The sequence below is a fragment of the Mesorhizobium sp. M1307 genome (assembly GCF_040318155.1).
Lineage (GTDB): Bacteria > Pseudomonadota > Alphaproteobacteria > Rhizobiales > Rhizobiaceae > Mesorhizobium.
The window spans coordinates 100,145-123,567 of record NZ_JAMYLR010000006.1 but is presented as its reverse complement, the minus strand read 5'-3'; the positions used below and the strand labels follow the sequence as shown (position 1 = coordinate 123,567).

20 protein-coding genes are annotated in these 23,423 nt (G+C 64.2%); 7 read left to right on the top strand and 13 right to left on the bottom strand.

Annotated elements, in window-relative coordinates; translation table 11 throughout:
• Positions 1-81 precede the first annotated feature (81 nt).
• Positions 82-1,059 carry a TRAP transporter substrate-binding protein gene (locus tag NKH16_RS10250; protein WP_352742905.1) on the bottom strand — a complete coding sequence of 326 codons (978 nt, stop codon included), beginning with the start codon at positions 1,057-1,059 and terminating at the stop codon, positions 82-84.
• Between the two features lie 37 nt (positions 1,060-1,096).
• Positions 1,097-2,509, bottom strand: a complete 1,413-nt coding sequence (gene uxaC, locus NKH16_RS10245) for a glucuronate isomerase (RefSeq protein ID WP_352742903.1) — start codon at positions 2,507-2,509, stop codon at positions 1,097-1,099.
• 175 nt (positions 2,510-2,684) lie between these two features.
• Between uxaC and NKH16_RS10240 the strand changes: the two genes are divergently transcribed.
• Positions 2,685-4,211 carry a mannitol dehydrogenase family protein gene (locus NKH16_RS10240; protein WP_352874464.1) on the top strand — a complete coding sequence of 509 codons (1,527 nt, stop codon included), beginning with the start codon at positions 2,685-2,687 and terminating at the stop codon, positions 4,209-4,211.
• Complete coding sequence (gene uxuA, locus NKH16_RS10235) at positions 4,208-5,386, top strand: mannonate dehydratase (protein WP_352742899.1); 1,179 nt, start codon at positions 4,208-4,210, stop codon at positions 5,384-5,386. The genes NKH16_RS10240 and uxuA overlap by 4 nt, the downstream gene beginning before the upstream one ends.
• Before the next feature lie 48 nt (positions 5,387-5,434).
• Here uxuA and NKH16_RS10230 read toward each other — a convergent pair whose 3' ends face one another.
• The 7 genes from NKH16_RS10230 to NKH16_RS10200 form a co-directional block, all read right to left on the bottom strand.
• Complete coding sequence (locus NKH16_RS10230; protein ID WP_352742897.1) at positions 5,435-5,842, bottom strand: F0F1 ATP synthase subunit epsilon; 408 nt, start codon at positions 5,840-5,842, stop codon at positions 5,435-5,437.
• A gap of 118 nt (positions 5,843-5,960) precedes the next feature.
• A complete protein-coding gene (gene atpD / locus NKH16_RS10225) occupies positions 5,961-7,526 on the bottom strand; it encodes a F0F1 ATP synthase subunit beta (protein ID WP_352742896.1) in 1,566 nt (521 codons plus the stop codon).
• Between the two features lie 67 nt (positions 7,527-7,593).
• Positions 7,594-8,478 (bottom strand): F0F1 ATP synthase subunit gamma, encoded by an 885-nt coding sequence (locus tag NKH16_RS10220; protein WP_023678098.1) that lies wholly within the window; start codon positions 8,476-8,478, stop codon positions 7,594-7,596.
• A 28-nt stretch (positions 8,479-8,506) separates the two neighbouring features.
• Positions 8,507-10,036 (bottom strand): F0F1 ATP synthase subunit alpha, encoded by a 1,530-nt coding sequence (gene atpA / locus NKH16_RS10215; protein ID WP_352471281.1) that lies wholly within the window; start codon positions 10,034-10,036, stop codon positions 8,507-8,509.
• Positions 10,036-10,596, bottom strand: coding sequence for a F0F1 ATP synthase subunit delta (locus NKH16_RS10210; RefSeq protein ID WP_352742894.1), 561 nt, complete (start codon positions 10,594-10,596; stop codon positions 10,036-10,038). Before NKH16_RS10210 ends, atpA begins: the two co-directional genes overlap by 1 nt.
• A gap of 246 nt (positions 10,597-10,842) precedes the next feature.
• Positions 10,843-11,238: an AGROH133_08824 family phage infection protein gene (locus NKH16_RS10205; protein WP_023678101.1), complete on the bottom strand. Its 396-nt coding sequence runs from the start codon at positions 11,236-11,238 to the stop codon at positions 10,843-10,845.
• A 108-nt stretch (positions 11,239-11,346) separates the two neighbouring features.
• Positions 11,347-13,530 carry a primosomal protein N' gene (locus tag NKH16_RS10200; protein WP_352742892.1) on the bottom strand — a complete coding sequence of 728 codons (2,184 nt, stop codon included), beginning with the start codon at positions 13,528-13,530 and terminating at the stop codon, positions 11,347-11,349.
• A gap of 90 nt (positions 13,531-13,620) precedes the next feature.
• On the opposite strand from NKH16_RS10200, the gene fsa reads away from it, so the two are divergent.
• Positions 13,621-14,274, top strand: a complete 654-nt coding sequence (gene fsa, locus NKH16_RS10195; protein ID WP_023678103.1) for a fructose-6-phosphate aldolase — start codon at positions 13,621-13,623, stop codon at positions 14,272-14,274.
• Positions 14,275-14,346: 72 nt separating this feature from the next.
• On the opposite strand, the gene NKH16_RS10190 is transcribed toward fsa, so the two are convergent.
• Together NKH16_RS10190 and leuS are read right to left on the bottom strand one after the other, a co-directional pair.
• Positions 14,347-14,928 (bottom strand): LPS assembly lipoprotein LptE, encoded by a 582-nt coding sequence (locus tag NKH16_RS10190; protein WP_352742891.1) that lies wholly within the window; start codon positions 14,926-14,928, stop codon positions 14,347-14,349.
• Positions 14,915-17,539 carry a leucine--tRNA ligase gene (gene leuS, locus NKH16_RS10185; RefSeq protein ID WP_352899192.1) on the bottom strand — a complete coding sequence of 875 codons (2,625 nt, stop codon included), beginning with the start codon at positions 17,537-17,539 and terminating at the stop codon, positions 14,915-14,917. The genes NKH16_RS10190 and leuS overlap by 14 nt, the downstream gene beginning before the upstream one ends.
• A gap of 146 nt (positions 17,540-17,685) precedes the next feature.
• Here leuS and NKH16_RS10180 point away from each other — a divergent pair, with 146 nt between their 5' ends.
• Positions 17,686-18,348: a YggS family pyridoxal phosphate-dependent enzyme gene (locus tag NKH16_RS10180; protein ID WP_352450904.1), complete on the top strand. Its 663-nt coding sequence runs from the start codon at positions 17,686-17,688 to the stop codon at positions 18,346-18,348.
• 109 nt (positions 18,349-18,457) lie between these two features.
• Positions 18,458-19,507, top strand: a complete 1,050-nt coding sequence (locus tag NKH16_RS10175; RefSeq protein ID WP_352450905.1) for an aldo/keto reductase — start codon at positions 18,458-18,460, stop codon at positions 19,505-19,507.
• A 60-nt stretch (positions 19,508-19,567) separates the two neighbouring features.
• On the opposite strand, the gene NKH16_RS10170 is transcribed toward NKH16_RS10175, so the two are convergent.
• Positions 19,568-20,476, bottom strand: a complete 909-nt coding sequence (locus tag NKH16_RS10170) for a LysR family transcriptional regulator (protein WP_352450906.1) — start codon at positions 20,474-20,476, stop codon at positions 19,568-19,570.
• 137 nt (positions 20,477-20,613) lie between these two features.
• Here NKH16_RS10170 and NKH16_RS10165 point away from each other — a divergent pair, with 137 nt between their 5' ends.
• Positions 20,614-21,795 (top strand): MFS transporter, encoded by a 1,182-nt coding sequence (locus NKH16_RS10165; protein WP_352742886.1) that lies wholly within the window; start codon positions 20,614-20,616, stop codon positions 21,793-21,795.
• Between the two features lie 55 nt (positions 21,796-21,850).
• A complete protein-coding gene (locus NKH16_RS10160) occupies positions 21,851-22,885 on the top strand; it encodes an aldo/keto reductase (protein ID WP_352742885.1) in 1,035 nt (344 codons plus the stop codon).
• A 45-nt stretch (positions 22,886-22,930) separates the two neighbouring features.
• Here the strand turns inward: NKH16_RS10160 and NKH16_RS10155 are convergent, their stop codons facing one another.
• The gene (locus NKH16_RS10155; RefSeq protein ID WP_023678111.1) at positions 22,931-23,203 is read right to left on the bottom strand and encodes an usg protein; all 273 of its coding nucleotides are present in this window, start codon (positions 23,201-23,203) and stop codon (positions 22,931-22,933) included.
• Positions 23,204-23,423: the final 220 nt, after the last annotated feature.

The following is a 23,423-nucleotide window of genomic DNA, read 5'->3' as shown; positions in this document are numbered from 1 at the left end:
AGCGGTGTTGGTCTTGGGCTGGAAGTCACCGGTTTTCTCCCCAGGAGGATGGCGGCGCGGAATGTCCGCGCCGCCGCTTGATCACTGCACGGCCTTGATGGCTTCGACCATCGCCTTCAGCTTGTCGTCCTTGACGTGCTTCTCATAGACCGGCCCCATCGCGTCGATGAAGGGCTGCTTGTCCGGCGTCGTGATCTGCGAACCGGCCGCCTCGACCTTGGCGCGCGATTCCTTGACCTTGGCGGTCCACAGCTCGCGCTGCTTGGCGACGCTCTCCTTGGCGGCCGCCTTGAAGATCGCCTGGTCTTCCGGCGTCAGCTTGTCCCAGCTCGACTTCGCCATGACGAAGGCTTCCGGCACCATCGTGTGCTCGTCGAGCGAATAGTACTTGGCGACTTCCGCATGCTTGGCAGTGTCGTAGCTCGGAAAATTGTTCTCCGCGCCGTCGATCACCCCGGTCTCGATCGCGGAATACACCTCGCCATACGGCATCGGCGTCGCGTTGGCGCCGAGTGCCGCCACCATGTCGACGAAGATGTCGGACTGGATGACGCGGAACTTCATCCCGGCCATGTCGGCTACGGTGTTGATCGGCTTCTTCGAATTGTAGAAGGAGCGCGAGCCGCCGTCGTAAAAGGCGAGCAGCACCAGCCCGACCTGGTCGAACGCCGCCGCGATCTGGTCGCCGATCGCCCCGTCCATGACCTTGTGCATATGCTCTTCCGAACGGAAGATGTAGGGCAGCGAGGGCACGGTGGTCTCCGGGATGAGCCCGTTGAACGGCGCCATCGAGACGCGGTTGAGATCGATCACGCCGGTACGCACCTGCTCGATCGTGTCCTTTTCCTCGCCGAGTTGCGCGGAAGGATAGATCTCGATCACATAGCGGCCGGCCGTGCGCTCCTTCACCAGCTCGCCGAAATATTTGACCGCCTCGACCGTCGGATAGCCATCCGGGTGGGTGTCGGACGAGCGCAGGACCGTCTGGGCGCTTGCCGTTCCGGCCAGCAGTGCGGCGGCAACTAGCGTAGCTCCCGCCAGTCTTGAAAAATGCAGCATTGGTTTCCTCCCGTTTGAACGATGGCGGCAAGCGCCGTTAGAGCCGGTACGCCTTTTTCGCGAGCGTATAGGCAAGTTCCTGCGCCAGCTCGTGCGCCTCGTGCTCGCCGAGCCGATGCTCGGCGACGAGACGCGCCAGATATGCGCAATCGACCCGGCGCGCCACATCATGGCGGGCCGGTATGGATGGAAAGGCGCGGGTGTCGTCGTTGAAACCGACGGTGTTGTAGAAACCGGCCGTTTCGGTGGTCATCTCACGGAACCGGCGCATGCCTTCGGGGCTGTCGTGGAACCACCAGGCCGGCCCGAGCTTCAATGCCGGGTAGACGCCGGCGAGCGGCGCCAGCTCGCGCGCATAGCTGGTCTCGTCGAGGGTGAAGAGGATGATGGTGAGGTCGCGCTCCAGCCCGACGCAGTCGAGCAGCGGCTTCAGCGCCGTCACATAGTCGGTTCGCGTCGGAATATCGAAGCCTTTGTCCCTGCCGAACTTCCGAAAGATAGCCGGCGAATGATTGCGCCAGGAGCCGGGATGGATCTGCAGGACCAGCCCGTCGTCGCGGCTCATCTTGGCCATCTCGGTCAGCATCTGGGCGCGGAACAGCTTTCGCTCGCGCTCGTCGTCCGAGCCCCGGCGGATGCGGTTGAACAGCTCCTGCGCGGCGGCATCCGAGAGATTGGCGGTTTCGGCCGTCGGATGGCCGTGATCGGAGGAAGTCGCGCCAAAGCTCTTGAAGAAGGCGCGCCGCTGGCGATGCGCATCGAGATAGCCGGCCCAATTGCCGGTGTCGCAGCCGGTGATCTCGCCAAGCCGGTCGAGATTGGCCGAGAACCCTTCGAAGTCGGGATCGACGATCGCATCCGGCCGATAGGCGGTGACGACGCGGCCCTCCCAGCCGCTGTCGCGGATCATCTGGTGCCATCTGAGATCGTCGAGCGCGCCTTCGGTCGTTGCGATGACTTCAATGTTGAAGCGCTCGAACAGCGCTCGCGGGCGAAAATTCTCCCACTGCAGCAAGGTCGAGATCATGTCGTAATGGCGGTCGGCGGTTGCGGCCGTCAACGGCTCGTCGATGCCGAACAGGTGGGCAAGCACATGGTCGAACCACAGCCGGGTCGGCGTACCCCGGAACAGGTAATAATGCTCGGCGAAGCGCCGCCAGATCGTTCTGCCGTCGGTTTCCACCGGCGAGCCGTCAAGCGTCGGCACACCAAGCTCCTCAAGCCGAACGCCCTGGCTGAACAGCATGCGGAAAATGTAGTGGTCCGGCACGATCAGCAACTGCGCCGGATCGGGAAACGCCTCGTTGAGCGCATACCAGCGCGGATCGGTGTGGCCGTGCGGGCTGACGATCGGCAGGTCCTTGACCGTGGCGTAGAGATCGCGGGCCAGCGAAAGCGGGCGCGCCTCGTCGGCGGCAAACAGCAAATCCGGATCCGTCAATGCGGCCACGCAAATCCTCCCAATCCGGACATCGGTAGGGTTGAAAAGAAATAATGTCAACATACAAAAACTGGGTTGTTGTATGATGACTTTTCGACGGCCATTGCCCATTGTGCGTGACGGCATCGGGTGTTACGCCGCCTGCCAGCAGTGACCCAACAATCTCGATCAGACACGTGGCGCAATGACCAATAGACGCCTTTCCAACAGCACGCTGAAGGCACTGCCGGCTTCGGTCGCGGCCCCGCGCTACGACCGCGGCGGCGTCGCACCTGGCATCGTCCATCTCGGCGTCGGTGCCTTCCATCGCGCCCACCAGGCGGCCTATGTCGACGACTGCCTGGCGGCGGGCGAGGCGGACTGGGGCATTGTCGGCGTGTCCTTGCGCAGTCCAGACACGCGCGACGCACTGGCGCCGCAGGATGGCCTCTACGCGCTGGCGATCAGGAGCAGCATCGGCGAAGAGCTACGCGTCATCGGTTCGATCCTGTCGCTGCTGGTGGCGCCGGAAGATCCGGCTGCGGTGCTCGCCGCTCTGACAGATCAGCGCACCCGCATCGTCACGCTCACGATCACCGAAAAGGCTTATCTGAGAGCAGCCGGCGGCGGTCTGGACAGCACCCATCCGGACATCGCCCATGATTTGGCTAACCCGCAAATGCCACGGACGGCGCATGGTTTCCTGACCGAGGCGCTGTCGCGCCGCCGTGCCGCCGGCATCCAGCCTTTCACCGTGCTCTGCTGCGACAACCTTCCGGCCAATGGCGCCACGCTGCACCGCCTGCTGGTCGAATTCGCCGCACTGCGCGATGCCAGGCTCGCCACTTCAGGCGATGCCAGGCTCGCCACTTCAGGCGATGCCAGGCTCGCCGCACACATCGCCGACGGCGTCGCCTTCCCGTCGAGCATGGTCGACCGCATCGTGCCGGCGACCACCGATGCCGACCGGGCGCGTATCGCCGTCGAGCTCGGCGTCGAGGATGCCTGGCCGGTGATGACCGAGCCGTTCTGCCAATGGGTGGTCGAGGATGATTTCCCGGCAGGCAGGCCGGCCTGGGAAAAGTTCGGCGTCACCATGGTCGGCGACGTCGGGCCCTTCGAGGACATGAAGCTGCGGCTGCTCAACGGTTCGCATTCGGCAATCGCCTATCTCGGCCTGCTCAGCGGCTACGACACGGTCGACCGCGCCTTTGCCGATCCGGCGATCCGGCAATTCGTCGACGGACTATGGGCCGAGGCCATCCCGACGCTGCCGCAGGACGCCGGGCTCGATACGGCCGGCTACACGGCCCAGCTCGCCGAACGCTATTCGAACACCGCGCTCGCCCATCGCACGGCGCAGATCGCCAATGACGGCAGCCAGAAGCTGCCGCAGCGCATCGTCGCCTCGGCCCTCGATCGACTGGGCGCCGGTGACCCGCCCGCGCATCTCATGCTGGTGGTGGCGGCCTGGATCGCCGCTTGCGAGGCGCGCGGCAAAACCTTGCCGGAAGCCCATTTTGCCGACCCGATCGACGCTCGGCTTACGGCGCTCGGCAGCCGGCCGGCTGATGAAACGGTGACAGCGATATTCGATCTCGCCGGCTTCGCCAAGGACCATGCCCACCGCATGACACTGATCGATCTGACGGCAGCCCATCTCGAGCGCCTGCGGCGGGGCGGCACTGCCGCAGCTTTGGCGGCGCTTGGCATAGGGAGTGAGAAGCCATGAGACAGACCTGGCGCTGGTTCGGGCCGGACGATCCGGTGACGCTTGCCCATGTCCGTCAGGCCGGCGCCGTCGGCATCGTCAGCGCGCTGCACCACCTCAACGACGGCCGCGCCTGGCCGGCAGACGAGATCGCCAGGCGCAAGGCCGAGATCGAGGCAGCAGGGCTGACCTGGGACGTGGTCGAGAGCATCGTCGTGCACGAGGACATCAAGACCCGCAGCGGCGACTGGCGCAGCCTGATCGACAATTACAAGGCCTCGATCCGCGCCGTCGCCGCCGCCGGTATCAACACCGTCTGCTATAATTTCATGGCGATCACCGACTGGACGCGGACGGACCTCGATTACCCGATGCCGCATGGCGGCACGGCGCTGCGCTTCGATGTCGTCGAGCTCTGCGCCTATGACGTCTTCATCCTTGAGCGAGAAGGGGCGGAGGCCGATCACCCACCGGCCCGTATCGAGGCCGCGCGTGTGCGACTGCAAGGGATGAGCGACAGCGACAAGGCAAGGCTGGAGCGCAACCTGATCGGCTGGGTCCCGGCGCGCGAATTCATCTTCGATCGGGCAAGCTTCCGCCGCGCCCTCGACCTCTACAAGGACGTCTCCACCGAAGGCCTGCGCGAAAACCTGTTTGCCTTCCTGCGCGAGATCGTGCCGGTGGCCGAAGAGGCCGGCGTCAGGATGGCGATCCACCCCGACGATCCGCCCTTTTCGCTGTTCGGCCTGCCGCGCATCGTTTCCAACGCCAATGATGCCCGCGCGCTGCTCGACGCGGTCGCTTCGCCGGCCAACGGGCTGACGCTGTGCACCGGCTCGTACGGCGCGGGCGCGCAGAACGATCTGCCGGCAATGGCCAAGGCCTTCGCCGAAAACATCCATTTCGCCCATCTGCGCAACGTCACCAAGGAGCCAGACGGCTCCTTCCACGAAGCCGAGCACCTCGACGGCGACACCGACATGGTGGCGGTCGTGTCGGCGCTGATTGGCGAAGAGCGGCGGCGCAAGGCGGCAGGCAGGGCGGACTGGCAGGTGCCGATGCGTCCCGACCATGGCCACGCCATCGTCGACGACATCGGCAAGAAGGTGAACCCCGGCTATTCCTGCATCGGCCGCCTGAAGGGCCTCGCCGAACTGCGCGGCGTGATGCGCGCAGTAGAGGCACTGGCGGTGTGACCAGCCCCCTTCTCCCCTTGTCTTGTGGGAGAAGGCAAGGGGCGCCTGTTAAGCCGGCAACAGCGCACCTTCGAGCGTGGTGAGCTGGTTGAGGAACTGCTCGGCCTTGCTGCGGGTCTGATCGTCCTTGGCGTCGGCGGCGTCTTCCCTGGCCTCCTGGATGCGGCGGGCAAGGTCGGCGCGGTCGATGTCGCCGACGGCCACAGCCGATTCGGCGAGCAGCGTGCAGCCGGCCGGAACGATGTCGGCAAAGCCGCCGAACACCACATAGCGCTCTTCCTTGCCTTGCGCGGTCTTCAGCGTAACGACGCCCGGCTTGATTGTGGTCATGACCGGCGCGTGATGCGCCATGACAGTCATTTCGCCTTCGGCGCCCGGAATGATGACGGATTCGACCTGCTCGGAAACCAAGAGGCGCTCCGGCGAGACCAGTTCGAATTTGAAAGCTTCAGGCATGATCAGTTTAGCGACTGGTGAATGGTGAATGGTGAACGGTCAGAAAGAATGACCTTCACTCAGCCCCGATTTCCTGTCCGCTACTCCCCATTCACAATTCACTATTGACCATTCACCATCAGGCCGCTTCGGCGGCCAGGCGCTGTGCCTTCTCGACCGCTTCCTCGATGCCGCCGACCATGTAGAAGGCGGCCTCCGGCAGATGGTCGTAATCGCCGTTGCAAAGGCCCTTGAAGCCCTTGATGGTGTCGGCGAGGTCGACCAGCTTGCCCGGTGCGCCGGTGAACACTTCGGCGACGAAGAAGGGCTGCGACAGGAAGCGCTCGATCTTGCGGGCGCGGGCCACGGTCTGCTTATCCTCTTCCGACAGCTCGTCCATGCCAAGGATGGCGATAATGTCCTGCAGCGACTTGTAACGCTGAAGGATCGACTGCACCTGGCGGGCGACCTGGTAATGCTCTTCGCCGACAACCATCGGGTCGAGCATGCGCGAGGTCGAATCGAGCGGATCGACGGCCGGATAGATGCCCTTTTCCGAAATCGCGCGGTTGAGCACGGTCGTCGCGTCGAGGTGGGCGAACGAGGTCGCCGGTGCCGGGTCGGTCAGGTCGTCGGCCGGCACATAGATCGCCTGCACCGAGGTGATCGAACCCTTGGTCGTCGTGGTGATACGCTCCTGCAGCGCGCCCATGTCGGTAGCCAGCGTCGGCTGGTAGCCCACGGCCGAAGGAATGCGGCCGAGCAGCGCCGACACTTCCGAGCCCGCCTGCGTGAAACGGAAGATGTTGTCTACGAAGAACAGCACGTCCTGGCCCTGGTCGCGGAAATATTCGGCGACCGTCAGCCCGGTCAGGCCGACGCGGGCACGGGCGCCCGGCGGCTCGTTCATCTGGCCATAGACGAGCGCGGCCTTGGAGCCTTCGCCGCCGCCCTTCTTGTTGACGCCGGACTCGATGAACTCGTGATAGAGATCGTTGCCTTCGCGGGTGCGCTCGCCGACGCCGGCGAACACCGAGAAGCCGCCATGCGCCTTGGCGACGTTGTTGATCAGTTCCTGGATCAGCACCGTTTTGCCGACGCCGGCGCCGCCGAACAGGCCGATCTTGCCGCCGCGGGCATAGGGGGCCAGCAGGTCGAGCACCTTGATGCCGGTGACCAGGATCTGCGCTTCCGTCGACTGCTCGACATAGGTCGGCGCCGGCTGGTGGATCGAGCGCATCTCGATGCCGTCGACCGGGCCTGCCTCGTCGACCGGCTCGCCGATGACGTTGATGATGCGGCCGAGCATGCCCGGGCCGACCGGCACGGTAATCGGTGCACCGGTGTCATAGACGTCCTGGCCGCGGACCAGACCTTCGGTCGAGTCCATGGCGATGCAGCGCACGGTGTTTTCGCCCAGATGCTGGGCCACCTCTAGCACCAGGCGATTGCCGACATTGATCGTCTCAAGCGCGTTCAGGATCGCCGGCAGATGTTCGCCGAACTGGACGTCGACAACGGCGCCGATGACCTGGCGAACCTTGCCTGCCAGGCCGGTTTTCTTGATGGTGGCGGCCGGCGTATTCACAGCGGCGGCCTTGGTTGCTGCCGCCTTCTTGGCCGGAGCGGCCTTTGCTGCTGCCGGAGCCTTCGCTGGTGCCGCGGCCTTAGAGGCTGCCGTCTTGGGGGTCGCTGCTTTCGCCATCGTCTTTACCCTTTTCGTCTCTTTGTTTCTCACACGCTTGAGGTCGATGACCTCCTTGTGGGCGTGCCTAGAGCGCCTCGGCGCCCGAAATGATTTCGATCAATTCCTTGGTGATCTGCGCCTGCCGCTGGCGATTGTAGGTGATCGACAATTTGTTGATCATGTCGCCGGCGTTGCGCGTCGCATTGTCCATGGCGCTCATCTTGGCGCCCATCTCGCCGGCAGCATTCTCGAGCAACGCGCGAAAAACCTGCACGGAAATGTTGCGCGGGATGAGATCGGAGAGGATCTCGCCCGGCTCCGGCTCGTATTCGTAGACGGCGCTGCCGCCGTCCTTCACTTCCGCGCCAGCCGCAGGCGCGCCCGCCGGGACAATTTGCTGCGCCGTCGGGATCTGGCTGATCACCGACTTGAACTGCGAATAGAACAGCGTGCAGATGTCGAAGCCGCCTTCGTTGAACAGGTGGATCACCTTCTTGGCGATGGCATCGGCATTGACGAAGCCCAGCGTCTTGACCTCGCGCAGGTCGACACGCTCGATGATCAGCGCCCCGTAGTCGCGGCGCAATATGTCGAACCCCTTCTTGCCGACGCAGATGATCTTGACCTGCTTGCCGTCGGCCAGAAGCTTGCGGATGTGGTCGCGGGCAAAGCGGGCGATCTGCGAATTGAAACCGCCGCACAGACCGCGTTCGGCCGTGCAGACGACAAGCAGATGCACGTCGTCCTTGCCGGTGCCGGTCATCAGCGCCGGGGCATCGCCGCCGCCGCCGATCGCCTGGGTGATATTGGCCAGCACCGCGCCCATGCGCTCCGAATAGGGACGCGCCGCTTCCGCCGCTTCCTGCGCGCGACGCAGCTTCGCCGCGGCGACCATCTGCATCGCCTTGGTGATCTTCTGCGTCGCCTTGACCGAGGCGATACGGTTACGAAGGTCTTTTAACGAAGGCATGCTTCAAACCTGATCCCGTCCGTCCTGCTCAAGCAAAGGTCTTGGCGAAGGCGTCGATTTCTGCCTTCAGCCTGGCGCGCAGATCGTCGGACAACGCCTTCTCCTTGCGGATGCCGTCGAGCACGTCCTTGCCGGCCGAGCGCATATGCGACAACAGACCATGCTCGAACTTGCCGACCTGGTTGATCGTCAGCTTGTCGAGATAGCCGTTGACGCCGGCGAAGATCACCGCGACCTGCTCCTCGACTTTGAGAGGCGAGAATTGCGGCTGCTTCAACAGCTCGGTCAGGCGCGAGCCGCGGTTGAGCAGGCGTTGCGTGGCGGCATCGAGGTCGGAGCCGAACTGCGCGAAAGCAGCCATTTCGCGGTACTGCGCGAGCTCGCCCTTGATCGACCCGGCAACCTGCTTCATCGCCTTGATCTGCGCCGAGGAGCCGACGCGCGACACCGACAGGCCGACATTGACCGCCGGACGGACGCCCTGGAAGAACAGATTGGTTTCCAGGAAGATCTGGCCGTCGGTGATCGAGATGACGTTGGTCGGGATATAGGCCGAAACGTCGTTGGCCTGCGTTTCGATGATCGGCAGCGCCGTCAGCGACCCGCCGCCGTTTTCGTCGTTGAGCTTGGCGGCGCGCTCGAGCAGGCGCGAGTGCAGGTAGAAGACGTCGCCGGGATAGGCCTCGCGGCCCGGAGGACGGCGCAGCAGCAGCGACATCTGGCGATAGGCGACGGCCTGCTTCGACAGGTCGTCGTAGCTGATCAGCGCGTGCATGCCGTTGTCACGGAAATATTCGCCCATGGTGCAGGCGGTGAACGGCGCCAGGAACTGCATCGGCGCCGGATCGGAGGCGGTCGCGGCGATGATGATCGAATAGTCGAGCGCGCCGCGCTCTTCCAGGACCTTGACGAACTGCGCCACCGTCGAGCGCTTCTGGCCGACGGCGACATAGACGCAGTACAGCTTTTCCTTCTCAGGGCCGTTGTCGTGCACCGATTTCTGGTTGAGCATGGTGTCGAGGATGATCGCGGTCTTGCCGGTCTGGCGGTCGCCGATGACCAGCTCGCGCTGGCCGCGGCCGACCGGGATCAGCGCGTCGATGGCCTTGAGGCCGGTCGACATCGGCTCGTTCACCGATTTGCGCGGGATGATGCCGGGCGCCTTGACGTCGACGCGCTTGCGTTCGGTGGCCTGGATCGGGCCTTTGCCGTCGATCGGGTTGCCGAGCGCGTCGACGACGCGGCCGAGCAGGCCCATGCCGACGGGCGCATCGACGATGGCGCCGGTGCGCTTGACGGTGTCGCCTTCCTTGATGTCGCGGTCGGCGCCGAAGATGACGACGCCGACATTGTCGGCTTCGAGGTTGAGCGCCATGCCGCGGATGCCGCCGGGGAACTCGACCATCTCGCCGGCCTGGACATTGTCGAGGCCGTAGACGCGGGCGATACCGTCACCGACGGACAGCACCTGGCCGACTTCGGAGACCTCGGCCTCCTTGCCGAAATTCTTGATCTGGTCTTTCAGAATTGCGGAAATTTCCGCGGCGCGGATGTCCATCAGCCGACCTCTTTCAGTGCAAGCTTGAGCGAATTGAGTTTGGTTTTGAGCGACGTATCGATCTGGCGCGAGCCGATCTTGACCACCAGTCCGCCGAGCAGCGACGGATCGACGGTGACCGTGATCGCCACATCCTTGCCGGCGACGCTTTTCAGCGCTGCTTTCAGCTCGGTTTCCTGGGCAGGCGTCAGCGCATGCGCCGAGGTGACCTCGGCGGCGGTCTCGCCGCGGTGTTCGGCGGCGATCTGGCGGAACGCCTTGATCATACCGGGCACGGCAAACAGCCGGCGATTCTGGGCAACGACGCGCAGGAAATTGCCGGTGAGGCCGGCGATCCCCGCTTTGTCGGCGATCGCGGCGATCGCCTTGGCCTGGTCCTCGCTGGAGAAGACAGGGCTCCTGATCAGCCGCGAAAGGTCAGCGCTGCCTTCGAGCATCGCTTCGAAACTGTTGAGGTCGGCCTCGACGCTGGCGACCGAATTGGTCTGCAGCGCGAGTTCGAACAGCGAACCCGCATAGCGTTCTGCGACACCTGAGATTGGCGATGACGATTGGGCCACGGACCGTCTTTTCTCTTGTCTGACAGGCCGCAGATTGTTGGCGCGAGCAAAAACTCTGGCTAAATCTTTGACCTTACTGCATTTTTCCAAGCACGGAGGCGCGGCTTCCGCTATCCCCGATCGAAAGTCGATTGCCGTCTAGCACAGGCATTTTCAGACCGCAATGCGTCGTCCGGCATGGTTTTCAGGCACTATTGTCGCATCCGCCGGGCGAGTTCAGCAACCAACCCCGGATTGATCCCTGATTCAGGGCAAAAAGCCGAAGGCGAAGGCCAGAGGCAGCGCCGCCAGCACCAGCTCGACGACGATGGATGCCCAGTTGAACGGCGTGTTGGCGCCGTCCGACATCATCGACAGCAGCCGGCCGAAGGCGGTGAACAGCCAGGAGAAGCCGAGCGCCATATAGAGCAGCGGCTGCGCCAGGAGGATGCAGCACAGGCTGAGGCCGAGATAGAAGCCCGACATCCGGCCGCGCCCCTCGGCGATCGCCGCTGCCTTCTCCGGTCTGACCTGCAGCCGCAGGATCCGGAAGGCCAACCCTGGCGCCAGGAACAGCAGCAGGCCGAACAGCAAGGTCACCACGGCACTCGACCATGCCAGCCACTCGCCCTGGCTCATCGGCCACGGAAACGCAAATTCCATGTTGTCCCCTCGTAAATGGATATTCAAAATTTCGGGCATTCTAACGAAGCAAGAGACATACGCCAGATGGGCATCGGCAATTTACGGAAGCCTATCCTCTGAGCCCCTTCACAAAAAGCTCTGCGGGTCGATGTCGACCTGGACGCGTACCGAACCCCGTATCTTCGGTCCCTCAGCCAGCATGGTGCGGATGAATCCTTGCATGTCGGCGCGCCGTTCGCCCTGGATCAGCAGGCGAAAGCGATGGCGCCCGCCGATCAATGATAGCGGCGCCTCGGCCGGGCCGAGCACGAACAGGTCGCTGGCCTGCGGCGCGGCGCGGCGCAGGCCGCGGGCGTGCCCTTCGGCTTCCGCCCGGGTCGCGGCGCTGACGATGACGCCGGCCAGCCGACCGAAGGGCGGCAGCCCCGCCCGCTCGCGTTCGGCGATCTCACGTTCGTAGAAGGCCTCGGCATCGCCGGAGACGATCGCCCGCATTACGGGATGGTCGGGCTGGAAAGTCTGCAGCAGGCCAAGGCTCTTCTTGCCGGTGCGGCCGGCGCGGCCGGTCACCTGGCTGAGCAGTTGGAAGGTGCGCTCGGCGGCGCGCGGGTCGCCATTGGCAAGGCCGAGATCGACATCGACCACACCGACCAGCGTCATGTTGGGAAAATTATGGCCCTTGGCGACGAGTTGCGTGCCGATGACGATGTCGGCCTCGCCATTGGCGATGGCTTCAAGCTCGAGCCGCAGCCGGCGCACGCCGCCCATCAGGTCGGACGACAGTACGATGGTGCGGGCATCGGGGAAATGCGCGACGACCTCCTCGGCGATGCGCTCGACGCCTGGCCCGCAGGCGACCAGATGATCGAGCGTGCCGCATTCCGGACAGGCTTCGGGCCGGCGTTCATTGTGCCCGCAGTGGTGGCAGACGAGCTGGCCGCGAAAGCGGTGCTCGACCAGCCAGGCCGAGCAGACCGGACAGCCAAAGCGGTGGCCGCAGACGCGGCAGAGCGTCAGCGGCGCATAACCGCGCCGGTTGAGGAACAGCAGCGACTGTTCCTGTTTTGCCAGTGTCTGCCGCATTTGTCCAAGCAACACCGGCGACAGGAAACCGCCGCGTGCCGGCGGCGCGCGGCGCATGTCGATCGTCTTGAGATCGGGAAGTGCCGCCTCGGCAAAGCGCGCCGAAAGCACCGCCCTGCTGTAGCGGCCCCGGCTGGCATTGACCCGGCTTTCGACCGACGGTGTCGCCGAGGCGAGCACGACCGGAAAGCCGCCGATATGGCCGCGCACCACGGCCATGTCGCGCGCATTGTAAAAGACGCGATCCTCCTGCTTGTAGGCGGGGTCGTGCTCTTCGTCGACGACGATCAATCCAAGCTCCCTGAACGGCAGGAACAGCGCCGAGCGCGCGCCGGCGACGACCCGCACGCCGCCTTCCGCTACCTGCCGCCAGACCTTTTCGCGCATCCTTGGCGGCAGGTCCGAGTGCCATTCCGCCGGCTTGGCACCGAACCGCTCCTGGAAGCGTTCGAGGAAGGCATGGGTCAGCGCAATTTCCGGCAGCAGGATCAGCACCTGCTTGCCGCGATCGAGCGCGGCCGCAACCGCCTCGAAATAGACCTCCGTCTTGCCGGATCCGGTTACACCATCGAGCAGGGTGACGCCGAATGTGCCGGTCGCGACATTGGCGCGCAGCATCTCGGCGGCATCGCTCTGGTCAGGCATCAGTGAAGGCACGGTGTAGCCGGGATCGGGTGCTGCGACCACCGGCCGCGGGGGTATCATCACCGTCTCGAATACGCCCTGCGCCCTCAGCCCGTCCACCACCGTCGACGACACGCCTGCCGCATGCGCCAGGCCGGATCGCGTCCAGGCAAGTCCGCCTTCGGCCGTCTCCAGCACGCGCGTCCTCGCCTCCGTCATCCGGTCGGGCTTGGCGAAGGTGCGCTGCAGCCCTTCGATCCACGGCTCCGGGTCGAACGCCTCCGGCGCCCTGAGCAGCATGCGCGCCACCATGCCGGGCGGCGACAGCGTGTACTGCGCCACCCAATCGACAAAACGCCGCATCGCGCGGTCGATCGGCGGGCAGTCGAAAACCTGCTCGATCGGCCGCAATTTCTTCGCGTCGACCTTTTCGACGGCGCCGTCCCAGACGATGCCGGCGACCTGGCGGGGCCCAAGCGGAACGCGCACGATCGAGCCCGGCACCACGCGCATGCCAGCCGGCACGGCATAGGTGTAGGGGCGCTCGGCGGGCATCGGCACCAGCACCGGTGCGGCCGCGACAAAGGGCGAATCTTCGATCATGAGGCGTGACCTTGCCCCGACTTTGGTCTAGATCAAAGTCCGACCCCGAATGTGCATGACGTGCACATGAAAAATCTTCAGGAGACCGCCATGAAATTTTTTGTCGACACCGCCGATGTCAAGGAAATCCGCGAGCTGAACGATTTGGGGCTGCTCGACGGCGTAACCACCAATCCGTCGCTGATCCTGAAATCCGGCGGCAAGATCGCCGACGTCACAAGAGAGATCTGCGAGATCGTCAAGGGCCCGGTCTCGGCCGAAGTCGTCGCCACCGAATACAAGGACATGATGGCGGAGGCCAAGATCCTGGCCAGGATCGCCGACAATGTCTGCATCAAGGTGCCGCTGACGCTCGACGGCCTGCGAGCCTGCAAGGACATCCGGTCGGACGGCCGCATGGTCAACGTCACGCTGTGCTTCTCGGCCACCCAGGCGCTGCTCGCCGCCAAGGCCGGCGCCTCCTTCATCTCGCCCTTCGTCGGCCGCATCGACGACAGCGGCTGGGACGGCATGGAGCTGATTGCCGATATCCGCACCATCTACGACAATTATGACTTCCAGACCGAGATCCTGACCGCTTCTGTGCGCACCGTGAACCATGTCAAGCAGGCGGCGCTGATCGGTGCCGATGTCATCACCGCGCCGCCGGCGACGCTCAAGGCACTGGTCAAACACCCGCTGACCGACAAGGGCCTGGAACTGTTCCTCGCCGACTGGGCAAAGACCGGGCAGAAGATCGGCTGAAGCGACTATCCTACGAACAAAAAAAAGCCGAGCAATCGGCCTTTTTTTGCAGATTGCGCACTCCGGAAAGACCTAGCTTGCCGCCGGCTTGCCGTGCTTGATCAGATCCTGGGCGATCGACAGCCGCAGCACATCTGCCAGCTCGCGCGCCGCACGGTTCTCGGCGTCGATCTGGGCCCGGTATGACGCGAATTCCTGGCGCGGCCTGTCGTATGACGACGGAATCGAGCGCTTGCCCCTCGCTATGACCGTGCCCGTCTTGGCATCGCTGAGCACATAGTTGGCGGTCAGCGTTACAGTGCCGGCGGTCGGCTCGTCCTCGTCGGTCGTGACCTGCTCGATTGCCGCCGATTCGACGAGTTCGGAGACGCCGAGATCAAGCGAATAGACCGGCGAAGCCGGCTCGCCGGCGCCCTGGCCGAGCGCGAAGATCAAATTGTTGCGGACCTGCTGGGCGTAGCGGGTCTTGACCGGCTTGACCGAGATCGATGCCAGCTCGGCAGCGGCGCCGACCTGCGAGCCGGCGATCAGCGGCGCGCTCGAATAGAGCGGCCGCACCGTGCAGGCGGAAACCAGCGCCACCGAGGCGAGCAGCCCGCAAAGCACGACACGGCGCAGCGTCAGCTCTGTCTTTCGCGGCTCAGGCAACGACATTGACGATCCTCTGCGGCACAATGATCACCTTGCGCGGCGCCTTACCTTCGAGCGCTTTCTGCACGAAGTCGAGAGCCAGAACCGCTTTTTCGACCGCACCTTGGTCCGCGTCGCGGGCAATTGTCAAATCGCCGCGCTTCTTGCCGTTGACCTGGACCGGCAGCACGATCTCGGCGTCGACGACAAGCGAGGCATCGTAGTCCGGCCAGGGCCGTTCGGCGACAAGGTCGGTGCCGCCGAGCGTCTGCCAGCACTCCTCGGCCAGATGCGGCATGACCGGCGCGATCAGGTGCACCAGGATCTCGACGGCCTCACGGCAGGCCGCTTGCAGCGCCGGACCGGCTTTGCCCTCTGCCGCCTCGTTGAGCGGCACGGTCAAGGCATTGGCGAGCTCGTAGACGCGGGCGATGGCGCGGTTGAAGGCGAGCTTTTCGATATCCTCGCCGACCGACTTCAGGATCTTGTGCGCGGCCTTGGACACTGTCCCGGCCTCGCCGTCCTTCGCCGCCTCTGGCCGGACTCCGGCGAGCGATTCGGCAGCCGTCGACACCAGGCGCCAGATGCGCTGGATGAAGCGATGCGCGCCGGCCGCACCCTCGTCGGTCCATTCGACATCGCGCTCGGGCGGCGAGTCCGACAGCATGAACCAGCGCGCCGTATCGGCGCCGTAGCCGTCGGTGATCTCTTCCGGATTCACCGTATTCTTCTTCGACTTCGACATTTTTTCGAGCGGACCGATCACCGCCTCTTCGCCGGTGGCGATTTCGAAGGCGCGGCGCTTGCCGTCGGCGTCTTCCAGCCTGACCTCGCTTGGCGCAAGCCAGCGGCCGTTCGAGGCGCCGCCAACCCGATAGGTCTCGTGCACCACCATGCCTTGCGTGAACAGGCCCCTGAACGGCTCGGCGAGATCGACATGGCCGGTCTCGCGCATGGCGCGGGTGAAAAAGCGCGAATAGAGCAAATGCAGGATCGCATGCTCAATACCGCCAATATACTGGTCGACCGGCAGCCATTCAGTCGCGGCCTCGGGGTCGGTCGGATTGTTTGCCCACGGCGCCGTGAAGCGCGCGAAATACCACGAAGAATCGACAAATGTGTCCATCGTGTCGGTTTCGCGCCGCGCATCCTTGCCGCAACGCGGGCATTTGACGTGCCGCCATGTCGGATGGCGATCGAGCGGATTGCCCGGCCGGTCGAACTCGATGTCGTCCGGCAGCTTGACCGGCAGGTCGGCCTTCGGCACCGGCACCACGCCGCAATCCTCGCAATGGATCATCGGGATCGGGCAGCCCCAATAGCGCTGGCGCGAAATGCCCCAGTCGCGCAGGCGGAAATTCACCTTGCGCTCTGCCATCGGCCGGTTGCCGATGGTCCTTTGTTCCAGCAGCTTTGCCACCTCGTCGAATGCCTGATCCGGCTTCATGCCGTCGAGGAAGCGCGAATTGATCATCGCGCCATCATCGACATAAGCCTCGTCGATGACCTGGAAGCTTCCTTGATTCTCGCCTTCCGGCATCACCACCGGGATGACCGGAAGGCCGTATCTGTTGGCGAAGTCGAGGTCGCGCTGGTCATGTGCCGGGCAGCCGAAGATGGCGCCGGTGCCATAGTCCATCAGCACGAAATTGGCGACGTAGACGGGTAGCGTCCACCTCTCGTCGAACGGATGGACGACGCGAATGCCGGTATCGAAACCCTTCTTCTCGGCCGTCTCCAATGCCGCCACCGAAGTGCCCATATGGCGGACTTCGTCGATGAACTTTGCCACCGCCGGATTGTCCTCGGCGGCCTTTTTGGCCAGCGGATGGTCGGCCGCAATCGCCATGAAGGACGCGCCGAAGATGGTGTCGGGCCTGGTCGTATAGACTTCGAGCTCATGCTCGCCGCCGACTGTCTTGGCCAGCGGCCAGCGGATCAGCAGCCCTTCCGAACGGCCGATCCAGTTCGCCTGCATCAGCTTTACTTTTTCCGGCCAGTCGTCGAGCTGATCGAGCGAATCCAGCAGATCCTGCGCGTAATCGGTGATCTTGAAGAACCACTGCGTCAGCTCGCGCTGTTCCACCAGCGCGCCTGAGCGCCAGCCGCGTCCGTCGATGACCTGCTCGTTGGCAAGCACCGTCATGTCCTCCGGATCCCAGTTGACCTTGGAGGATTTGCGCGTCACCAGCCCCTTCTCGACGAAATCGAGGAACAGCATCTGCTGGCGGTGATAGTAGTCGACATCGCAGGTGGCGAACTCGCGCGCCCAATCGAGCGACAGGCCCATGACCTTGAGCTGCTCGCGCATGGCGGCAATGTTCTGATAGGTCCAGTCCTTGGGATGGACCTTGTTCTGCATCGCCGCGTTTTCGGCTGGCATGCCAAAGGCGTCCCAGCCCATCGGGTGCAGCACGTTGAAACCCTTGGCCCGCTTGTAGCGCGCCACCACGTCGCCCATCGTATAGTTGCGGGTATGGCCGATATGGATGCGCCCCGACGGATACGGGAACATCTCCAGCACGTAGTATTTCGGGCGCGGGTCGTCATTGTCGGCTTCGAACAGCTTCTTGGCGTCCCAGGCCTTCTGCCATTTGGGCTCTGACGCGCGCGGATTGTATCGTTCGGTTGCCATCGGGTGTTTTTCACTTAAAAGCATGCGCGAGCCGCCGGACAATGCCCGGGCGGCTCAGGAAATGTCGTCGCGGTGTTCACCATGGATTGCCGGACCCGTCAACTGCGGCGATCCGGCGAAAAGCCAAACACAGGCAGGATATAGGCATGGCGAGCGCCGTCGAACAGCTTTTCACGGTCAAGGCAAGGATCGCTGCCGCCGAGCGCGAGGCAGGCCGCGAGGCCGGAGCGGTGACGCTGGTCGCAGTCTCGAAAACCTTCGACGCCGCCGACATCCGCCCGATTATCGAGGCCGGCCAGCGCGTCTTCGGCGAAAACCGCGTCCAGGAAGCACAAGCCAAATGGCCGGTGCTGAAGGAGGCATTTTCCGACATCGAGCTGCATCTGATCGGTCCGCTGCAATCGAACAAGGCCAAGGAAGCGGTGGCATTGTTCGACGTCATCGAAACCGTCGACCGTGAAAAGATCGCCGCAGAGCTGGCCAAGGAGATCGCCAGGCAAGGCCGGTCACCAAGGCTCTATGTCCAGGTCAACACCGGCTCCGAGCCGCAAAAGGCCGGCATCGAGCCGCGCGAGGCTGTCGCCTTCGTGGCCCGTTGCCGCTCGGTTCACGCCCTCGCCATCGAAGGGCTGATGTGCATTCCGCCGGCCGACGAGAACCCCGGTCCGCATTTCGCGCTGCTGGAAAAGCTTGGGCTCGAGGCCGGCGTCGACAAGCTCTCCATGGGCATGTCCGGCGACTACGAAATCGCGATCGCCTTCGGCGCGACCAGTGTCAGGGTTGGATCGGCGATTTTCGGCGCCAGATGAGGCGCAGCCGACCTTAGGCCACAGGCTGACATTGACTAAGCCAGCGTATAGAAACGGAACGTTTCGTTCCTATATCGGTCGAGTTATTCTCAACCCGTTTGGAGCCACCATGCGTTACAATCAACTTGGAAATACGGGGATGTTCGTCTCCGAACTTTGCCTCGGCACGATGACGTTCGGCGCGGCCGGCGAGAATGCCCAATGGGGCCTGATCGCCAGCCTCGACCAGAAGGGCGTCGACGAGATCGTTGCCCGCTCGCTCGCCGCCGGCGTCAATTTCTTCGACACGGCGGATGTCTATTCCTTCGGCGCCTCGGAACGGCTTCTCGGCCAGTCGCTCAGGAACCTTGGCGTCAACCGTCAGGACGTGATCATCGCCACCAAGGTTCATGGCGCCATGGGCGGCGGCCCGAACCAGCGCGGTTCCTCGCGCGGCCACATCATGGATTCGGTCGAAGGCAGCCTCGAGCGGCTGCAGCTCGATCACATCGATCTCTACCAGCTGCACGGCACCGACACGGTGACGCCGATCGACGAAACGCTGCGGGCGCTCGACGACCTGGTTGCCGCCGGCAAGGTCCGCTATGTCGGCGTCTCGAACTGGCAGGCTTGGCGCATCGCCAAGGCGCTGGGTATTGCCGAGCGCAAGGGCTTTGCCCGCTTCGAGACCGTGCAGTCGTATTACTCGATCGCCGGCCGCGATCTCGAGCGCGAAATCGTGCCGCTGCTCAACGAGGAGAAGCTCGGGCTGATGGTCTGGTCGCCGATGGCTGGCGGCCTGCTCTCCGGCAAATACGGACCGGGCGCCCCCGGCAATGGCGAGGGCCGCCGCGCCAGCTTCAATTTCCCGCCGGTCAATGAGGACCGTGCCTGGGCAGCGGTCGCTGTCATGCGCGAGATCGCCGTCAAGCACGGCGTCAGCGTCGCCACGGTGGCGCTCGGCTATGTCCTGGCCAAGCCATTCGTGATGAGCGTCATCATCGGCGCCAGCCGCATCGAGCAGCTGGAACAGAACCTTGCAGCCACCGAGTTGCAGCTCGATGCCGATGATCTTGTTCGCCTCGACGAAGTCAGTGCCCTGCCCGCCGAATACCCCGGCTGGATGCTGGAGCGTCAGGCGGCCGGCCGGCGGCCGGCGCCCTTTGTGCCGAAAAAGTAGTTCAATTTACCTTCGATTCGATGCTTCGGGAGCCGGCAGGCTCCCGATCTTTTTTTGGGCTCAAGTCAGCCGGACAGTCTCGACCAAAAAGTCCAAAAACGCCCGCACCCGCGCCGGCAAATACTTGCCTTGGCCGACATAGACGGCGTGGGTGAGTTCCTCGTCGCCGGGATTGAACTCTTCCAGCAGCGGCAGCAGCCGGCCGGCGGCAATGTCGGCCTCCACATGCCAGCGTGCCAGCCGGGCGATGCCCGCCCCCGAGAGCGCCATCAGCCGCATCGCCTCGCCGTCGCTGACCAGCGTATTTCCGATGATCGACAGGGTGATCGGTTTGCCGGCCGCGTCGATAAAAGGCCAGCCCTCGAGGTGACGAACGAAACGGAAGCCCATCCGGTTGTGACGATCGAGGTCGGCGGGCGTCTTGGGCGTGCCACGCGCTTCGAGATACGATGGCGCCGCAACGACGACCACCCGGCTCTGCCCGAGCTTGCGCGCCACCAGCCGTGATTCGCCGAGCGGCCCGGCGCGGATGGCGACGTCAGCGCGCTCCTCCATCAGGTCGATGACATCGTCGGTCAACACCAGATCGACCGAGATTTCGGGGTAGCGCTCTAGGAAACGCGGCAAAAGCGGGATCAGCCGATGCTGCCCGAAAGGCACGTAGCTGTTGATCCGCAGCCGGCCACGCGGCGCGGCACCCGCCGCTGCCTCGCGCTCGGCCGCCGCCATGTCGGCCAGGACGCGCACGCCGCTGTCGAAGAATGCCGCCCCCTCCGGCGTCAGTTGCAGCTTGCGCGTCGAACGGCTGACCAGCCGCGTACCAAGCCGCGCCTCCAGCCGCGCGATCAGCTTGCTCACCGCCGACGGCGTCATCCGCAACGCGCGGGCAGCGGCTGAAAAGCTGCCCGCCTCGACGACGCGGACGAACACTTCGATCTCGCCGGAGCGATTGATGTCGGGCCTGGCCATTGGTGAATCTATTTCACAGACGATGTGCCCGATGCAAGGCTGGTTCACAGCACATCGCGGCACGATCTTCCGGATCGGGGCGTGGGAGGACACGGCGCCCGTCGTCAAAACTGGTCGTCATCGAAGTGGGAACCGCCATGCCCCTTGCTCTTTACGCTCTTGCCGCCGGTGCCTTTGGCATCGGCGTCACCGAATTCGTCATCATGGGCCTGCTGCTCGACGTCAGCACTGATCTCGGCGTCTCGATCTCGGCTTCCGGCCAGCTGATTTCCGGCTATGCGCTGGGCGTCGTCATCGGCGCGCCGCTGCTGACGATCGCGACCGGCCGTTGGCCGCGCAAGACCGTGCTTCTGGCGCTGATGGCGATCTTCACGCTGGGCAACCTCGCTTGTGCGCTTGCCCCAGACTACTGGACGCTGATGGGTGCGCGCGTACTGACCGCCTTCGCCCACGGCACCTTCTTCGGCGTCGGCTCGGTCGTGGCGACCGGACTGGTGGCGCCCAACAAGAAAGCCTCGGCGATCGCCCTGATGTTCACCGGCCTGACCATCGCCAACATCCTCGGCGTGCCCTTCGGCACATGGCTCGGCCAAGCCTTCGGCTGGCGCGCGACCTTCTGGGCGGTGACCCTGGTCGGCATCGCCGCCTTTGCCATCATTCTGCTGCTGGTGCCGCGCAGCCGAACAGAGCCTGAGAAGAGCAATTTGCGCGCCGATCTCGCCTTGCTCGGCCGCACGCCGGTCCTGCTTGGCTTTGCTACCACCGTGCTTGGCTATGCCGGCGTCTTCGCCGTCTTCACCTACATCGCCCCGTTGCTGACCGAGATCACCGGTTTTGACGAGGCAGCGGTGTCGCCGATCCTGCTGGTCTTCGGCGGCGGCCTCATCGCCGGCAACCTCGCCGGCGGCAAGTTCGCCGACCGCTGGTTGGTACCGTCCGTTCTCGGCAGTCTCGTCGTGCTGGCGCTGGTGCTCGGCACCATGACCTTCGCCCTGCACAGCCAGGTCATGGCCGTTATCTATGTCGGCCTGCTCGGCGCCGCCGCCTTCGCCACCGTCGCGCCGCTACAGTTATGGGTGTTGCAGAAAGCGCAAGGCGCCGGCCAGAGCCTAGCTTCATCCTTCAACATCGCCGCCTTCAACCTCGGCAATGCGGCCGGCGCCTGGCTCGGCGGCGTGGTCATCGCCCATGGTCCCGGCCTCGGTGCCGTCACCTGGGTCGCGGCGCTGTTGCCACTTTCAGCGCTTGCCGTGGCGGCGTTTGCGCTGCGTCTCGACCGAGATCCTGTCCTCGCTACACCGGAAATCGCGCGGTCATAGAACGCAAACCTCAACCAATCTTTGAAACAGCCATCCTTCCACAAGGAGCAAACCCATGGATTATCGAAATCTTGGCGCATCAGGCCTGAAGGTCCCGGCGCTCTCGTTCGGCGCTGGAACCTTCGGCGGTTCAGGCCCGCTGTTCGGCGCCTGGGGCAACAGCGATGCGACGGAAGCACGGCGGCTGGTCGACATCTGCCTTGAGGCCGGCGTCTACCTGTTCGACACCGCCGACGTCTATTCGAATGGCGCTTCCGAACAAGTGCTCGGCGCTGCCATCAAGGGCCGCCGCGACGCCGTGCTGATCTCGACCAAGACCTCGCTGCCGATGGGCGACGGTCCCAACGATGCCGGATCGTCACGTTCACGCCTGATCAAGGCCGTCGAAGACGCGCTGGGGCGCCTTGGCACCGACTACATCGACCTGCTGCAACTGCACGCCTTCGACGCAGCAACACCGATCGAGGAGGTGCTGTCGACACTGGACAGTCTCGTGCGCGCCGGCAAACTGCGTTATGTCGGCGTCTCCAATTTTTCCGGCTGGCAAGTGATGAAATCGCTCGGCCTGGCGGGCAGATACGGCTATCCCCGATACGTCGCCCATCAGGTCTTTTACTCGCTGGTCGGACGCGACTATGAATGGGAGTTGATGCCGCTCGGCCTCGACCAGGGTGTCGGTGCGCTGGTGTGGAGCCCGCTCGGCTGGGGCCGCCTGACCGGCAAGATCCGCCGTGGCCAGAAGCTGCCTGAGAAAAGCCGGCTGCACGACACGGCAAGCTTCGGACCGCCCGTCGAGGATGAGCATCTCTATCGGGTCGTCGACGCGCTTGATGTTGTCGCCGAGGAAGCCGGCAAGACCATACCGCAGATCGCCATCAATTGGCTGCTGCAGCGGCCGACCGTCGCCTCCGTCATCGTCGGCGCGCGCAACGAGGAGCAGTTGCGCCAGAATCTCGGCGCCGTCGGCTGGTCGTTGACAGCCGAGCAGATGAAGAAGCTCGACACGGCAAGTGAGGTCACCGCACCCTATCCGTATTTTCCCTATCGCCGGCAGGAGGGTTTTGCCCGGCTGAACCCGCCCGCAGTCTGACGCTCCAAAAGCTGGGCGGCGGCTCCCAGGCTGCCGCCCGCCCGGCTAATGCAGAACGAACTCGCCGTCGACCTTGCGCCATTCGTTCGGCGCGATCAGCTTCTGGTGCGTGTAGCTGACCGAATGCAGCGGGCCTTCGAGCTTGGCCTTCCAGAACTCGATGAAACGGATCAGCACGGGAAATTTCGGGGCGATGTCGTAATCCTGCCAGATGAAGCTCTGCAGCAGATGCGGATGATCTGGAAAATGATAAAGAATCTTGGCCGTGGTCAAGCCATAGCCCTTGAGCATCAGGTCCATTTCGGAATGGTCGCGCATTGCGGTCCCCTGGTTGATTCTCCTTCCTCCCAGGCTGAAATTGTGCACCCCATTTGCTTAATCGTCTATTGATATTTCTATGATCGAACCAGATTCCTCCCGCAAAAACATGCGCTTAGCAGCCGCCTCACGAGAGTGCTGACACGACCCGGCAAAGCACCTGCGGCATCCCGCCGCGCGAATCCAACGTCTAATGTTGCCGTCGCGGCCGAACTGTTAA